The sequence below is a fragment of the Faecalibacterium sp. I2-3-92 genome, from assembly GCF_023347315.1.
GTDB classification, from domain to species: domain Bacteria; phylum Bacillota; class Clostridia; order Oscillospirales; family Ruminococcaceae; genus Faecalibacterium; species Faecalibacterium duncaniae.
Genome location: NZ_CP094470.1, coordinates 2,068,575 through 2,083,395 on the forward strand (window position 1 = coordinate 2,068,575; position 14,821 = coordinate 2,083,395).

A 14,821-nucleotide genomic window follows, 5' to 3' on the forward strand; every position below is an offset into this window, starting at 1 on the left:
GTTCCTAGTATAGCACATTGTTAAAGATTATTCAAGCTCCTCCGGCAGTCTTGCTGCCACCGGCCGGCCGGGCTCGGTGTCCAGCTCCAGCAGGGCTGCTGCGCTGGCATCATCCAGGCTCTGGACACTGCGGAGCTTGCGGCTGATGGCCCGGCTGCGGACACCAATGAGGTTGTCCAGCTCTTCATCGGTCTGGCGCAGGCGCTGCTGCATCTTGGAGAGCCCCTGCCCGAACTTGTCGAACTCCGTCTTAACAGCACCCAACAGCTGCCAGACCTCGCCGGAGCGCTTCTGGATGGCAAGGGTCTTGAAGCCCATCTGCAGGCTGTTGAGCAGAGCCGCCATGGTGCTGGGGCCTGCAATGTTCACCTGATAATCCCGCTGCAGCACCTCCAGCAGACCGGCGTTCACCACCTCGGCGTACAATCCTTCAAAAGGCAGGAAGAGGATGCCAAAGGTCGTGGTGTAGGGCGGCTCCACATACTTTTCCCGGATGTCCTTTGCCTCGCTCCGCAGCACCAGTTCTAGCGCATGGCGGGCATTCTCCACCGCCTGCGCATCGCCGGAGGCCTGGGCATCCTGCAAGTGTGCGTAGGTATCGCCGGGGAATTTGGAGTCGATGGGCAGCCAGACCGTGCCGCCGTCCGCACCCGGCATCTTGATGGCATATTCCACCCGCTGGGTGCTGCCCGGGATGGTGGCCACATTGGTCTCATACTGCTCCGGGGCCAGGATCTCTTCCAGAATGGCCCCCAGCTGGATCTCACCCAGAATGCCGCGGGTCTTAACGCCCGAGAGCACCTGCTTCAGCCCGCCCACATCGGCGGCAAGGTTCTGCATCTCGCCCAGCCCCTTGTACACCTGTTCCAGCTGGTCGTTCACAGCCTTGAAGCTCTCGGTCACCCGCTTCTGCAGGGCATCCTGCAGTTGCTCATCCACGGTGTGGCGGATCTCATCCAGCTTTTTGGCGTTCTCGGCCTGCAGGGCGGTCATGTTTTCCGCAAGGGTCTTGCGCAGCTCTTCCAGCTTCTGGGTGTTGGCGGCCTCCAGACTCTGGAGCCGCTGGGTCAGGATCTGCTGCTGGCCGCTTTGGCCCTGTGCCAGCGTGGTGCTCATGCTCTGCACCGAGGTCTGCAGCGTCTCACTGACACTGCGGATGGCGGTGTAATTCTGCTCCGCCATTGCCGCCTGTCTGGCCTCAAAGTCTTTTGCCTGTGCATCGAGCTGCTGCTGCATCCAGCGCTTGAGCTCCTCGTAGTCTCCCCCGTTCCGGGGCTTGTTCAGTTTCCAGAGCACCACTGCCAGCAGCAGGCAGATGGTGACCAGCAGCAGGGTGTACAATCCAGCTAGAAATTCCATTGATTATAAGCCCTCGAAATCGACCAATTCTTTCCGGGTATCCAGCGCATCGCCATAAAGGCCCACGCCGTCCACCTCGCACTCGCCCGACTGGTTATCATAGGGGTCGGAGCGGAACCCGTACATCGGCGGGTCAAAGGGTGCCTCAAAGGCGCGGTTTGCCACCATGCGCCCGGTGTCCAGACTGCCGAAGTAGTGGCGGCGCAGCTCTTCCTCGCCCTGCCGTGCCATGGAGGCACCAAACGAGCAGTCGGCATACATCCAGCCCTTGGGGGCAATGTAGAACATGGCCCAGTCGTGGCAGCCCACGCCGGTGGGCGACACCGACAGGCCGCTCTGCCAGCGGGCCGGAATGCCCACCAGACGGCAGAGGGTGATGAAGGTCAGGGCCATAATGCCGCAGTCACCGCGCCGGTTCCGTGCGCAGCGGTCGGGCAGGCATTCCTGCACAAAGTAGGCGGGCTGATAGTGATACCGCACGTTCAGGGTAACGTAATCATAGATGCGCTTTGCCTTTTCCGCCGGGTCGGTGATCCCTTCGGTCAGCTGCGCGGCCAGCGCCCGCAGGTAGGGCGTGAACACGATATGCGGGGCCTGCTCCTCGGTATCAAAGGTCGGCTGTTCCGGTGCAGGCACAAAGTCCAGCGGGTCAGCATAGACTGCCGTTGTCTTGTAACGGTACTGCACCCCGAAGCGGCGGTTTTCGGTCAGGTCAGCCTCCCAGCAGACGGTGCGCTGGGGGGCGTTTGCATCGGCGATGCAGCCCGGCTGCTCGGTAAAGCGCTGCAGCTCGATCTCGCTCTGGGCCAGGCATTCCGCCGGGATGGGCAGCCAGGCGCGTACGTGCACGCTCTCCCGGCCCTCTGCCTTTGCCTTGGCCAGAGCGGCGGCAAAGGCCTCATCCGACATCCCCACGCTGGTCTTCAGCGTGATGCGGGCACTGGCCTGCCCTTCCCGCTCCATCTGGTCATGGATGCGGCGGCGGCGCTCCCGGGCCAGCGCGGCCGGGGCGGGCGGGTCGAGCTGACGGGCGGCAAGGTCGGCGTGGGTGGCGATCAGCGTCTCGGCAAAGCGGTCAAGGTAGTGCTTCTCCCCTTCCACAAACCGCCAGTCCACCCGGCCCTCATGCACCAGCTGGCGGAACTCCTCCACCGTGAAATCCCGTACAAGGCCCTGCATCCGGGCCACGGCCTGTGCCTCGTTCCAGCAGTATTCCTGCGGCAGACGGCGCATGATCTCCTTCTGCACCAGCAGGGCATCCCGCAGCGCGTCCACGCCGTGGGGCACAGGGTTGGCGGGCTGCTCGTACTCCGGCATTTCCAACCCCTGACTGCGGGGGCTGTTCTGGGTCTCCGTCCAGTCCTCGGCCAGATATTCATCGATTCGTGCCACGGCTTCTTTGTAATAGCCCGCGGCCTTCAGCCGCTCCACATCATCGGGCAGACCGACGTTCAGATGCACAAATGCTTCGTTCAGATCTTTCATCCTGTTTCATCCTTTCTCTCAGGCGCACTGCTCTTCCCAGAAAGCAGTGGCTTCCACCAGCCAGTTCTCGGCATCTGTTCCGGTGCCGATGCCGCAGACGTGAGGTGCATTGTTGAACACCCGGTAAACATGCTTGACGTGATTGGCCTGCAGGGCAGCTTCCAGCTGCGGTCCCTGCCGCCAGTAGACCAGCTCTTTCAGCAGCGTGTCGTTCACACCGTGCCAGTGATAGGTGGCGGGGTAGTCCGGCGTGATCTCATCCGAAAGATTCCGGGTATAGTATTTGGGGCCGTACGCGCCGATATCCTGGATGACATGGTAGATGGGCTTGATATAGGTCATATCGTTGATGGGGTAGCCCAGCAGCAGGGCGGCGGGCTTGGGCACATTGTAATGCTGATACCCCACCGATTCCGTGCCGAACAGACCCGTCAGGTGGCCGCCCATGGAATATCCCACGATGGCGTACTGCTCCGGCTGGATGCCAAACTCCGCAGCGTGTTCCTCAATGTACTGCATGGCCCGGCCGATGTCCTCCAGCGGAGCGTCATCGGAAGCATCCGTCCAGACGCGATACCGCAGAATAAAGGCGGCATAGCCCAGCTCATGCAGCTGCCAGGCCGTACAGGCCCCCTCCTCCAGCTCGGCGCTCTCATTGGCACCGCTGCCAGCCAGGATCAGCGCAAACTTGGCATTTTCAGCCTTGGCCGGGAAATAGAACAGGCCGGTGTTGTTTTTGGTACGGTCCGCCGCCTTTTCCGCATCCGTGTAGAACGAATGGGTGACCTGAACGCCATTGTTGTAGTTCTCAATGACCAGATTCAGCCCCTTGGCGCAGCCTTCGGCCACATACTCGTTGGTGTAGCCTTCCACAGTGGTCATCTCCCACAGAGCCTGACCCGGCGGGCAGTCCTTATCCTGCGAGTAGGTGTAGAAGCCGGAGTTCTTGATGCCCGGGTTGTTGCGCACTTCCTTCATGGTGGTCTGGGCCGTAATGTTGGGCTCTCCCTTTTCCATTACGGCACCGGCGGGCAGGGCCAGCAGGGCCAGCAGACACAGCACCATCGCGACGATTCGTTTTGCCTGTTTCATGTTCCGTTCCTTTCCCCCGGCACCGCCCTGATTGCATTTTCCCATACAGAGGACTATAATATGAGACTGCACAGGCGACACCGGTTGGTTTTTGTTCTATTGTATCACACCCGCCGGTATTGTCAAAACAAATCTGTCCGCAAAATCCATGCGTTGTGATCTCCACGCTTCCGAGGGGCCGGGTATTCAGATTCCGGACACTCTGCCCGGCCTGAGGTGAACAGGTTTCCATTGTGATTTGCGGCAGATTCTGCTATACTGAAAAGAAATATTGCACACGCAATGAGGGGAAACCGGAGCATTGCGGCTCCGGTCAGGATAGGAATATGAGTGAGATCACAGTCCGGCCCATGATGCCGGAGGATTGGACTGCTGTGTCCAAAATATATCTGGAGGGCATTGCCACCGAGCACGCCACCTTCCAGACCAACTGCCCGCCCTACACCGCCTGGGACGCATCCCATACCCGGGAATGCCGCCTGGTGGTGCTGGACGATGGGGTCGTGGCTGGCTGGGCAGCCCTGCATCGGGTAGACCCCCGCTGGTGCTACCGCGGCGTGGCCGAGGTGAGCATCTATGTCGGGGAGAAATTCCGGGGCAAGGGGCTGGGCTATCACCTGCTCACGGCGCTCTGCCGTGAGGCCGAACAGGCCGGGTACTGGACGCTGCAGTCCACGGTGCTGCAGGACAACGCCCCTTCCCGGGGCCTGCACCTGAAATGCGGCTTCCGCGTGGTGGGCCGCCGGGAGCGCATTGCCCGGGACTGCCACGGCCGCTGGCTGGACACCTACCTGATGGAGCGGCGGTGTGCAGCGGACGAACCGGCGGGCTATAAAAAGCTGTAAGGCGCTTTTTGCGGGAAAGATTTACAGTTTCTTCAAAAAGTGACCTTGAAAATCCACAAAAATATGATATACTAACGTAACGATACCAAAGCGATAGAAAGGAGGCGCGCGGAATGGCACCGACCAAAGAGCGTCCGGCAACCAAGACGATTGCCACAAACCGGGAAGCGCGCCACGAGTATTTCGTTCTGGAAGCGCTGGAGACCGGCGTTGAGCTGAAAGGCACTGAGGTCAAGAGCCTGCGTGCCGGCGGCGTGAACCTGAAAGACAGCTGGGTCGATATTGAGGACGGCGAGCTGCTGGTCAAGGGAATGCACATCACCCCCTACGACCACGGCAACATCTTCAATCAGGACCCCATGCGGGTGCGGCGGCTGCTGGCCCACAAGAATGAGATCCGGCGGCTGCACCAGCAGTGCAAGCTGCAGGGCTACACTCTTGTGCCGCTTTCGCTCTACTTCAAGCATGGCCGCGTCAAAATGGAGCTGGGCCTGTGCAAGGGCAAAAAGCTCTACGACAAGCGTGCAGATGCCGCCAAGCGCGATGCCAAGCGCTCCATCGACCGGGCCGTCAAATCCAACGGCGTTTACTATTGATTTCAGGCAGCATTCCTGCCCGGAAACTTCAAAGCTTACCCACACCGCAAGGTGTGTTTTATGGGGGCGTAAAGGTTTCGACGGGGGGAGCGAGGCCTGGGCAGCGGGTAGCAGTGGGGGACCTGCTCTAAACTCCTCCAAAAAATTAACTGACAACAATAATTATCAGTTGCTCGCAGCCTGAGTGCTGCGCGTTCCGCCCACTCTTGTGTCGTGTGGGGCCGGGGCGTCCTTTAGACACAGCACCTGAACGGACCTAAGCTTTGCGGACCGGCAGGAACTCATGAAGCTACCAATGCGTTAGCCTGGCGACCGGCGTGACGCGGAGGGAATGTTGTTGATCGCCTGCACCCGGAGACACCTACGCTGAACTCTTTTCGGACATGGGTTCGACTCCCATCGCCTCCACCAAACGTGAGCCAGACGAACCCTGTGTGTTCGCACAAGGTCGTTTATGCTCCACCACACAAGAAAAATCCGAACCTCTTCCCATCGGGAAAAGGTTCGGATTTTTTCGTTTGCTGTATTTCTTACCGCGTCATTTTCATTTCCAGTCTCAGCAGCGCGGCTTTTTTATCGATGCCGCCTGCATATCCGGTCAGGCTGCCGTTTGTTCCGACAACGCGGTGGCAGGGAATGATGATAGAGATCACATTGTGTCCGACAGCCCCGCCCACAGCCTGCGCAGACATCCGGGAAAGGCCGCGCTCTGCAGCCAGCTGCTTTGCCAGTGCACCATAGGTCGTGGTCTGGCCGCAGGGGATGCGGCGCAGCAGCGCCCACACCTCCTGCTGAAAGGCAGAGCCAGCAGGATGGAGCGGCGGGGTAAAGTCCGGCTCCTGCCCGCCGAAATAAACATCCAGCCAGCGTCTGGCCTCGGAGAGCACGGCGGTCTCCTGCTCCTGATGCACCGCATCCAGGGTGCGGGCAAAGTACTTCTGCCCCTCGAACCAAAGGCCGGTCAAGCCTGTGTCGTCAGCGGCCAGCAGGATGCCGCCCAGAGGAGACTCATAGTGCTGTGTATAGATCACCGTTTATCGGATCTCAATGCCCAGCTTGAACTTCAGGTTGCCCAGCACCTTCTTGACGGTGCGCTCGACCTGCTCAGCGGAGATCTCCGCGCTGGGGTCAGACAGGGTCAGGGAGAAGGCCATGCTCTTCTTGCCCTCGCCCAGGTTTGCGCCGCGGTAGATATCGAACAGCTTGACCTCGGTGATGAGGGAGCTTGCCTTCTTGATGGTGTCCTCGATCTCGCCGCAGGTGACCTTTTCCTCGCAGACAAGGGCCAGGTCACGCTTGACGGCAGCGTAGGGGCTCAGCGGCTTATAGCGCAGCTCACCGTCCACACAGGACATCAGAGCCTCATAGTCCAGCTCACCCAGATAGATGTTCTGGCTGTCCTTCTGGTCCTTTGCGATCTCCAGCTCGCCGTTGATCTCATTGGAGAGCTTACCGAACATGCCCAGACGCTTGCCGTTGCAGTAGACAGCGGCGCTGATGCCGGGGTGGAGCCACGGGGTGGTCTCGCGCTCGTAGGTGAAGGTCAGGTCAAAGCCTGCGGCCAGCGCCTCCATTGCACCCTTGACGGTGAAGAAGTCCTCCTCGGGGCCAAAGGCACCAATGCAGAGGGTCTGACGCTCATGGGGATGCTCGCTGATGGGCAGCTCCTTGGCCAGATAGACGGGAGCCATCTCGAACAGGCGGCCCTCGGCATTGCCCTTCTTGAGGTTGTCCACGATGACATTCAGCATGGACGGGGTCAGCAGGGTGCGCATGATGGACAGGTTCTCGCTGATGGGGTTCAGGATGCGGATGGCCTTGCGGGCGGCATCCTCAGCGGGGATGTGCAGCATATCCAGCTCCGCGTTGGAGTAGAAGGCCAGGGTGGAGGCCTCATAGAAGCCCTGTGCAGCCAGCAGGCGCTTGGTCTTGAGCTGCTGCTTCTGCGCGTAGTTCAGGCCGCCGTTGGTGACAGAGGCGGTGTTCAGGAAGGTGGGGTTGATGTGGTCATAGCCGTACTCACGGATGACCTCCTCCGCCAGATCGGGGAAGCTCTCCACATCCTCACGGTAGAGAGGAGCAGACACATCCCAACTGCCATCGGCCTGCACATCCACAGTAAACTCCAGGCGCTGCAGGATATCGATCATGGTCTGCTCGGGCACAGTGATGCCCAGCACGCCGCAGATCTTGGCAGGGGTGGTCACGATGTGCTTGCGCTCCAGCGGACGGCCATCGGTCAGGTCATACTCGAGGGTGGTGATATCGCCGCAGTCCAGCTCCTGGATCAGGTGCAGGGCACGAGCCAGGCCCAGCTCGGGAGAGTTGCGGTCCACACCCTTTTCATAGCGGGCAGAGGAATCACTGTTCTGGCCCAGGGCACGGCTGGTCTTGCGGACGCAGTCACGGGCGAAGGTAGCGCACTCGAACAGCAGGCTGGTGGTGTTCTCATCCATGCCGGAGTTGGCACCGCCCATGATGCCGGCCAGAGCCACAGGCTTCTCGGCATCGCAGATGACCAGATTGTTGGGGTTCAGGGTGAACTCCTTTTCATCGAGGGTCACGATCTTCTCACCCTCGTGGGCACGGCGCACATCAATGGTGCGGCCGGCGACCTTGTTCAGGTCAAAGGCGTGCATGGGCTGGCCCATTTCCAACAGGGTGTGGTTGGTGATATCCACCACATTGCTGATGGAGCGCAGGCCGCACAGGGCCAAATGGCGCTTCATCCAGCGGGGAGATTCGCCCATGCGGATGTTGCGGACGTAGTGCGCCATATAGCGGGGGCACAGGTCGGGGGCCTCCACCTGGACGGTGATGGGAGCATCCGGCTCGCAGACAGCCTTGTAATCCATGGCGGGCATATGCAGGGGCTTGCCCAGAATGGCAGCGACCTCGCGGGCAATGCCCAGCACGGACTGGCAGTCGGGGCGGTTTGCGGTGATGGAGATATCGAAGATATAGTCATCCAGGCCGACAACGGGTGCGATGTCGGTGCCGGGAACGGAATCCTCAGGCAGGATGAGCAGGCCATAGACCTCAGAGCCTGGGAACAGGTCGTCGTTCAGGCCCAGCTCCTCGCCGGAGCAGAGCATACCGTTGGACTCCACACCCTGCATCTTGCGGGCCTTGATCTTGATGCCGCCGGGCAGGGTGGAGCCATCCAGAGCGGCGGGCACACAGTCGCCCAGTTTCATATTGGCGGCACCGGTGCTGATGCGGATATCGTGGCCGTAGTCACCGCAGTCCACCACACACTTGGTCAGGTGGGTGCCTTCCTGCTTTTCCATCTCCACGATCTTGCCAACGACCACCTTGCTGATGCCTGCATCCAGCGGGATCAGCTCTTCCACCTCAAAGCCGCAGGAGAACAGCTTCTCCTCCAGCTCCTGAGCGGTAACGTCGATATCAACGAATTCTTTTAACCAACTGAAAGGTACTTTCATTGTCTGTTCTCTCCCCTCTTATTCATGGAACTGCTTGAGGAACTGCAGGTTGTTCTCGAACATCAGGCCGATGTTGTTGATGCCGTACTTCAGCATGGCGATGCGCTCGATGCCAATGCCGAAGGCGAAGCCGGAATACTCATCCGGGTCAATGTTGCAGTTCTCCAGCACCTTGCGGTTGACAACACCGCCGCCCAGAACTTCGATCCAGCCGGTGTGCTTGCACAGGGGGCAGCCCTTGCCGCCGCACTCAAAGCAGCTGACATCGACCTCCACACTGGGCTCAGTGAAGGGGAAGTAAGAGGGACGCAGGCGGGTGCGGGTGTCCTTGCCGAACAGCTTCTGCACAAAGGTGTTCAGCGCGCCCTGCAGGTCGCCCAGGGTGATGCCCTTATCCACGACCAGGCCTTCCATCTGGTGGAACATGGGGCTGTGGGTGGCATCGGAATCGGAACGGAACACACGGCCGGGGATCAGCACCTTGATGGGCGGCTTCTGGCTGTCCATGGTGCGGATCTGGCCGCCGGAGGTCTGGGTGCGAAGCAGGAACTCGTCGGACAGGTAGAAGGTATCCTGCATATCGCGGGCGGGGTGATCCTTGGGCACGTTCAGGCGGGTGAAGTTGTGGTCGTCGTCCTCGATCTCAGGTGCGTCAGCCACGGCAAAACCCATGCCGGAGAACACATCGATGATCTGGTTGGTGACCAGCGTCAGGGGGTGCAGACCACCCACCGTGCGGGTCTTGGCGGGCAGGGTGATGTCCACGGTCTCAGCGGCGTTGCGGGCGGCCAGCTCGGCCTCCTTCACCTTGGCGGCGGCGGCATCGTAGTCTGCCTGCACCTTCTGCTTGAGCTCATTGATGATCTTGCCCATGGCGGGGCGCTCTTCGGGCGCGACAGAGCGCAGATTCTTCATCAGCGCGGGGATCTTGCCGTTTTTGCTCAGATATTCCTGCCAGAACGAGGCCAGCGTCTCCTTGGAAGAGACCTGACCGAGGCTCTCTGCGGCCTGTTTGGCCAGCTCGTCGATCATTGCTTGCATGGAAATTCTCTCCTTCTCAGTTCGTGTTTTCAAAGCGGGGCAGCAAAAAAGGCCCCGTCCCCTGCCGGGCCATTTCTGGCCGGACAAAAGGGACGAAGCCTTTGCAAATCCAATGCTCCGCGGTACCACCCGGTTTCCGCCCTGCACAAACAAGGGCGGCTCTCAAACGCCGTAACGGGGCGCGCCGTCCTGCCCTAATAGAAGTCGTTCGGGCAGGCCGCTCAGGAGCGAACTTCGGCACACACCCACGCGGAAGCCCTTTCAGCCGGTGAAGCTTCTCTCTTTGCTGTGGAACTGCGTGCGTACTCTCTCCGTCGCTGCGTTTTCAAGATATTCAGGTTTCATAACCGGATATCATCTTACCACACTTTGGGCCTGTTTGCAAGCCGGGGCGGCACTTTTTCCCTGAATTTCACGGTTTTGCTTGTGTTTTGGCCGAAAGTATGGTATTATAAGCGTAACGTTTTACTGAAAGGAGGGTACACCCAGATGGGTTGGAATGGCTGCATCTTTTTCAAAAAAGGTCAGATTTAATACGTTCCGGCTCGAAGTGTACCCTTTTGTCTCTTTCAGCAAGACGTGGAGCATGATTTTCAGCGCCGCGCAGCTTTGCTGTGGGGTGCTTTTGTTTTGCCTGAACCCCTCAGACTCGCTTCGCTCGTCAGCTCCCCTAGTAGGGGAGCCTCTGGCGAAACCGGAAATTCTGCACGGATTGCCAAGGCCTCCACTATTAGGGGAGGTGGCAATGCGTCAGCATTGACGGAGGGGTTTGGTCACAGCAAACTTTCGTTAGCAAGGGTACACTTTCTATTTTGAAATTTCACAACGACAAATAGAAAGGGTGTTCCCCATGAACCATAAACGTAAACTCAATTTGAAAAAGCAGCTTGTCTGCATTTACACTGCTGATCTCTTCTCCGGCCTGCGCATCACGGATGCAGTATGGGTGGCGCTGCTGGCGGCCCGAGGCTTCTCCCTGTGGGAGATCGGCCTGGCCGAGAGCGTGTTCCATGTTGTCAGCCTGCTGTGTGAAGTGCCCAGCGGCATGGCGGCAGACCTGCTGGGCCGGAAAAAGACCCTCGTGTCCGGCGGCGTGTGCATGGTCCTGCAAAGCCTGCTGATGGCCTTTGCGTCAGACCTGTTCACCATCTGCCTTGCCATGGGGCTGAACGCGCTGGCTATGACCATGTTTTCCGGCACCTCCACGGCGCTGCTCTACGACAGCCTGAAACAGGAGGGCTGCGAAGAGGAATACATTCAGGTCTCTGCCAACGGCTCCCAGATCTCCATGCTGGCCAACGCCATAGGCTCCATGGCCAGCATCCTGAACCGGTTTCTCGGCTACGCGGGCTTTTATCTGCTGAACGCCGCCTTTGAGGGTGCTTCTGCCCTTGCCAATATGCTACTTGCGGAGCCCATCGTCACTGAGTCGCAGGCCAGCCGGGAAAAGCACCCGCTGCACGCTCTGCCCGAACAGTTCCGCCAGCTGGTGCGGGACAGTCTGCATGTCCTGCGCACCTGCCCAATGGCGGTGAAGCTTATCGCATCCAGCGCCCTCATCAGCGTGCCCAGCTACCTGACCAAAATGTTTTTGCAGCAGCGGCTCGTTGAGCTGGGCTGGCCCACGGAGCTGCTCTTCCTTCCCCTGCTGCTGGGCGGTCTGGCCTGCGTGGCGGGTACCGAGATCGGCCGCCGGGTGAGATGCCGCTCCATGCGGCGGCTCTACACAGCCTGTGCCCTGCTCTGCGGTGTGGGCACTCTGCTGGTGGGTACTGCGCCCGCCTGGGGCGGCATCCTGGGCATGATGCTGGTGCAGGGTGTGCTGGAGGTCTATCTGCTCCACGAGAGCCAGAAGCTGAACGATGCCATCCCCAGTGACCAGCGGGCCACCCTCATCAGCGTGGACGGCATGGCCTACAGCCTGCTGATGATCCCCGCAAGTCCTCTGGTGGGTGCTGTCGGCGATGCTTTCGGGCAGGCCGGTGCAGGCCTTGCCCTGCTGGGCGGGGTCATCGTGCTGAGCGGCGTGGCGCTCTTGGGGAAAAAGCCGCAGGAATCCTGATACAGCAAAAAGCGGATGCGTTCCGGTGGGAGCGCATCCGCTTTGTTATTTTGCTCAGAACCGCCGCCAGGTGTCCGGCATAAAGAACACCAGCATGGGGAAGATCTCCAGACGGCCCGCCAGCATGTCAAAGATCATAACCAGCTTGGCGGGGTTGGAGTAGCTGCCAAAGTTCATCATGGGGCCCACCTGGGCAAGGCCCGGGCCGATGTTGTTCAACGTGGCGGCAATGGCGGTGAAGTTGGTCACCATGTCAAAGCCATCCAGACTGATGAGGAAGAAGGATGCCGCAAAGATGAAGATGTAGGCGGCCACATAGACATTGGTGGCGCGGATGGTCTCATGGTTGACCACCTTGCCGTCCATCCGGACCGGGGCCACCACCTGCGGGTGAAGGGCCTGCTTGAGCTCCTTGCCCACAGTCTTGCCCATCAGCAGGAGGCGGCTGACCTTCATGCCGCCGCCGGTGCTGCCTGCGCAGGCACCCACAAACATCAGCATAACAAGGATCTCCTTGGAGAGGGTGGGCCACAGGTCAAAATCACAGCTGGAAAAACCTGTGGTGGTAATGATGGAGCCCACCTGGAAGGCGGCGTGGCGCAGGGCCTCGCCCAAGCCGTTGTACATGCTGTAAATGTTGGCCGTGATGATGACCACAGCCACACCGATGATCACAAAGTAGGCGCGCACCTCCTCGCTGGCGGCAGCGCGGCGGAATCGGCGCATCAGCAGCAGGAAATAGGCGTTGAAGTTCACGCCAAACAGGATCATAAAGATGGTCACGACCCACTGGACATAGGGCGACATGCTGGCAAAACTGTCATTGCGGAAGCCGAAGCCGCCGGTGCCCGCTGTACCAAAGGAGGTCAGCAGAGATTCAAACACCGGCATCCCGCCGAACAACAGGAACAAGAACTCGATGACAGTCAGGCCAAAATAAATGCCATAGAGGATCTTTGCCGTGGACTGCACCTTGGGCACCAGCTTATCCACCTGGGGGCCGGGGCTTTCGGCTTTCATCAGGTTGACATGGGAGCCGCCGGTCAGGGGCAGCAGGGAGAGCAGGAACACCAGAACGCCCATGCCGCCGATCCAGTGGGTGAAGCTGCGCCAGAACAGGATGCCCCTGGGCAGGTCCTCCACGGCGGGCAGGATGCTGGCACCGGTGGTGGTGAAGCCGGAAACGGTCTCAAACATGGCATCCACCGGGTTGGGGATGCTGCCCGTGAGCACAAAGGGCACCGCGCCCACCACACTGATGAGCAGCCAGCAGAGCGCCGTGGTGGCAAAGCCCTCCCGCATATAGAAGATCTGGCTCTTGGGCTTGATGCGGTGGAGCAGAGCGCCCGCCACCGCAGAAAGCGCTGCCGTGAGCAGGAACACGCCCAGCACCATCCACTCGCCGTAGATCAGGCTGGCCATAGCAGGCAGCAGGAGCAGCGCGGCTTCGCAATAGAGGATGTAGCTCAGCAGCCGCAGAACGATCGCATAATTCATGCCGCGCCTCCGTTAATCTTCCACGATGTCCCGCAGGTCATGCAGGCCGTGCTCCAGCGTGACTACGATGACATTGTCGCCCACCTGGATCTCATCGCCGCCGCGCGGGATCTTGATCTCATTGCCGCGGGTGATGCAGCAGAGCAGCAGGTTCTTTTTCAGGTGGAGCTGGCTCAGGGGCACACCGGTGGCGCGGCTCTTCTCATGGACCGTAAATTCCAATGCCTCCACGCGGTCGTCCAGAATGCGGTACAGGGTCTTGATGTTGCTGCCTGCCTCGTTCTGCAAAGCGCGCACATACTGCACGATGTAATCGCAGGTCATGTACTTGGGGTAGACGATGCTGCCCAGATCAAGCCCGGCCAGGATATCATCAAATTCCAGGCGGTTGATCTTGGTGACCAGCTTGCCGTTGGAATGCTTCTTGGCAAACAGGGTCAGCAGAACATTTTCCTCGTCGATGTTGGTCAGGGCCACAAAGGCCTCGGTGGAGGTCAGGCCCTCGGAGAGCAGGAACTCGCGGTTGGAGCCGTCCTCACACAGGATCTGTGCTTCGGGCAGGGCCTGGGCCAGCACATCGCAGCGGGCGGGGTCCCGCTCCACGATCCGCACCCGGACATGGTTTTCCAGCAGCTCCTGGCTCAGATAGAAGGCAATGGCACCGCCGCCCACGATGAGGGCATTGCGCACCGGGCGCACGGCCAGATGGATGCGCTGGAAGAACGCGTGGGCCTTTTCCTGCGTTGCAAGAAAGGTGACCTGATCGCCGGTCCGGAGCACAAAATTACCGTTGGGGATGATGACCCCGCCGTCGCGCTCCACGGCGCAGACCAGGATATCGCTCTTGAGCCGGGTGGGGATCTCCCGGATGGCCACGCCGTCCAGTGCCTGTGCCTCGGTCAGGGTGAACTTGATCAGCCGCACCCGGCCTTCCGCAAAGGTATCGATCTTGCTGGCACCGGGGAAGCGCAGCAGGTGGGAGATCTCCCGCGCCGCCGCCATCTCCGGGTTGATGATGGCCGAAATGCCGATCTGCTTTTTGATGAAGTCCAGCTCATGGCTGTAGGAGGGGTTGCGCACACGGGCAATGGCGTGGCAATGGCCCGCCTTTTTGGCGAACATGCAGCAGAGCAGGTTCAGCTCGTCCGAGCCGGTGACTGCAATGAACACGTCCGCCTCCTCGATCCCCGCCTCGGACAGCGTTGCGATGGAGGAGCCGTTGCCGGTAATGCCCATCACGTCATAGGATTCGCTGATATGCTCCACACGGGCCTTGTTGGTATCGATGACCGTGACATTGTGGCCTTCCTCGCTGAGCTGACGTGCCAGCGCTGTGCCGACCTTGCCGCAGCCCACCAGAATGATCTTCATAGAAAATGTCCTTTCCGTCCCTCCCGC

At 60.2% G+C, this 14,821-nt stretch carries 11 protein-coding genes, 1 other RNA gene and 1 other annotated feature; of the genes, 4 read left to right on the forward strand and 8 right to left on the reverse strand.

The annotated features are described in order from the left end of the window. Positions 1–27: 27 nt before the first annotated feature. The 3 genes from rmuC to MTP42_RS10200 are packed head-to-tail and all read right to left on the reverse strand — an operon-like array spanning position 28 to position 3,936. A complete protein-coding gene (rmuC, locus tag MTP42_RS10190; protein WP_249257242.1) occupies positions 28–1,359 on the reverse strand; it encodes a DNA recombination protein RmuC in 1,332 nt (443 codons plus the stop codon). Between the two features lie 3 nt (positions 1,360–1,362). Continuing rightward, a complete protein-coding gene (locus MTP42_RS10195; RefSeq protein ID WP_249257243.1) occupies positions 1,363–2,844 on the reverse strand; it encodes a transglutaminase-like domain-containing protein in 1,482 nt (493 codons plus the stop codon). An 18-nt stretch (positions 2,845–2,862) separates the two neighbouring features. Continuing rightward, positions 2,863–3,936: an alpha/beta hydrolase gene (locus MTP42_RS10200; RefSeq protein ID WP_238077700.1), complete on the reverse strand. Its 1,074-nt coding sequence runs from the start codon at positions 3,934–3,936 to the stop codon at positions 2,863–2,865. Between the two features lie 326 nt (positions 3,937–4,262). Here MTP42_RS10200 and MTP42_RS10205 point away from each other — a divergent pair, with 326 nt between their 5' ends. From MTP42_RS10205 to ssrA, 3 genes are all read left to right on the forward strand, one after another. Beyond that, positions 4,263–4,781, forward strand: a complete 519-nt coding sequence (locus MTP42_RS10205) for a GNAT family N-acetyltransferase (RefSeq protein WP_005930961.1) — start codon at positions 4,263–4,265, stop codon at positions 4,779–4,781. Positions 4,782–4,894: 113 nt separating this feature from the next. Continuing rightward, the gene (gene smpB / locus MTP42_RS10210) at positions 4,895–5,377 is read left to right on the forward strand and encodes an SsrA-binding protein SmpB (protein ID WP_005930963.1); all 483 of its coding nucleotides are present in this window, start codon (positions 4,895–4,897) and stop codon (positions 5,375–5,377) included. Positions 5,378–5,439: 62 nt separating this feature from the next. Further along, positions 5,440–5,788, forward strand: a transfer-messenger RNA (tmRNA) gene (ssrA, locus tag MTP42_RS10215). 119 nt (positions 5,789–5,907) lie between these two features. Here ssrA and MTP42_RS10220 read toward each other — a convergent pair. Genes MTP42_RS10220 through pheS form a run of 3 tightly spaced genes read right to left on the reverse strand, consistent with a single transcriptional unit; the run spans position 5,908 to position 9,864 of the window. Continuing rightward, positions 5,908–6,408 (reverse strand): methylated-DNA--[protein]-cysteine S-methyltransferase, encoded by a 501-nt coding sequence (locus tag MTP42_RS10220; RefSeq protein ID WP_249257244.1) that lies wholly within the window; start codon positions 6,406–6,408, stop codon positions 5,908–5,910. Between the two features lie 3 nt (positions 6,409–6,411). Beyond that, positions 6,412–8,823 carry a phenylalanine--tRNA ligase subunit beta gene (gene pheT / locus MTP42_RS10225; protein WP_249257245.1) on the reverse strand — a complete coding sequence of 804 codons (2,412 nt, stop codon included), beginning with the start codon at positions 8,821–8,823 and terminating at the stop codon, positions 6,412–6,414. A gap of 18 nt (positions 8,824–8,841) precedes the next feature. Beyond that, complete coding sequence (gene pheS, locus MTP42_RS10230) at positions 8,842–9,864, reverse strand: phenylalanine--tRNA ligase subunit alpha (protein ID WP_005930972.1); 1,023 nt, start codon at positions 9,862–9,864, stop codon at positions 8,842–8,844. Positions 9,865–9,949: 85 nt separating this feature from the next. After that, positions 9,950–10,191: a binding site (T-box leader), on the reverse strand. A 523-nt stretch (positions 10,192–10,714) separates the two neighbouring features. Here pheS and MTP42_RS10235 point away from each other — a divergent pair. Continuing rightward, a complete protein-coding gene (locus MTP42_RS10235; protein ID WP_249257246.1) occupies positions 10,715–11,926 on the forward strand; it encodes an MFS transporter in 1,212 nt (403 codons plus the stop codon). A gap of 54 nt (positions 11,927–11,980) precedes the next feature. Here the strand turns inward: MTP42_RS10235 and MTP42_RS10240 are convergent, their stop codons facing one another. Beyond that, entirely contained in the window at positions 11,981–13,423 is a 1,443-nt protein-coding gene (locus MTP42_RS10240; protein ID WP_249257247.1) for a TrkH family potassium uptake protein, read from the reverse strand. Between the two features lie 12 nt (positions 13,424–13,435). Then, positions 13,436–14,794 carry a Trk system potassium transporter TrkA gene (gene trkA / locus MTP42_RS10245; RefSeq protein WP_249257248.1) on the reverse strand — a complete coding sequence of 453 codons (1,359 nt, stop codon included), beginning with the start codon at positions 14,792–14,794 and terminating at the stop codon, positions 13,436–13,438. Between the last annotated feature and the right edge of the window lie 27 nt (positions 14,795–14,821).

Bases quoted from the DNA above. Each gene is read 5' to 3' on its own strand.
- rmuC (WP_249257242.1), bottom strand. From the start codon at position 1,359: ATGGAATTTCTAGCTGGATTGTACACCCTGCTGCTGGTCACCATCTGC.
- MTP42_RS10195 (WP_249257243.1), bottom strand. From the start codon at position 2,844: ATGAAAGATCTGAACGAAGCATTTGTGCATCTGAACGTCGGTCTGCCC.
- MTP42_RS10200 (WP_238077700.1), bottom strand. From the start codon at position 3,936: ATGAAACAGGCAAAACGAATCGTCGCGATGGTGCTGTGTCTGCTGGCC.
- MTP42_RS10205 (WP_005930961.1), top strand. From the start codon at position 4,263: ATGAGTGAGATCACAGTCCGGCCCATGATGCCGGAGGATTGGACTGCT.
- smpB (WP_005930963.1), top strand. From the start codon at position 4,895: ATGGCACCGACCAAAGAGCGTCCGGCAACCAAGACGATTGCCACAAAC.
- pheT (WP_249257245.1), bottom strand. From the start codon at position 8,823: ATGAAAGTACCTTTCAGTTGGTTAAAAGAATTCGTTGATATCGACGTT.
- pheS (WP_005930972.1), bottom strand. From the start codon at position 9,864: ATGCAAGCAATGATCGACGAGCTGGCCAAACAGGCCGCAGAGAGCCTC.
- MTP42_RS10235 (WP_249257246.1), top strand. From the start codon at position 10,715: ATGAACCATAAACGTAAACTCAATTTGAAAAAGCAGCTTGTCTGCATT.
- MTP42_RS10240 (WP_249257247.1), bottom strand. From the start codon at position 13,423: ATGAATTATGCGATCGTTCTGCGGCTGCTGAGCTACATCCTCTATTGC.
- trkA (WP_249257248.1), bottom strand. From the start codon at position 14,794: ATGAAGATCATTCTGGTGGGCTGCGGCAAGGTCGGCACAGCGCTGGCA.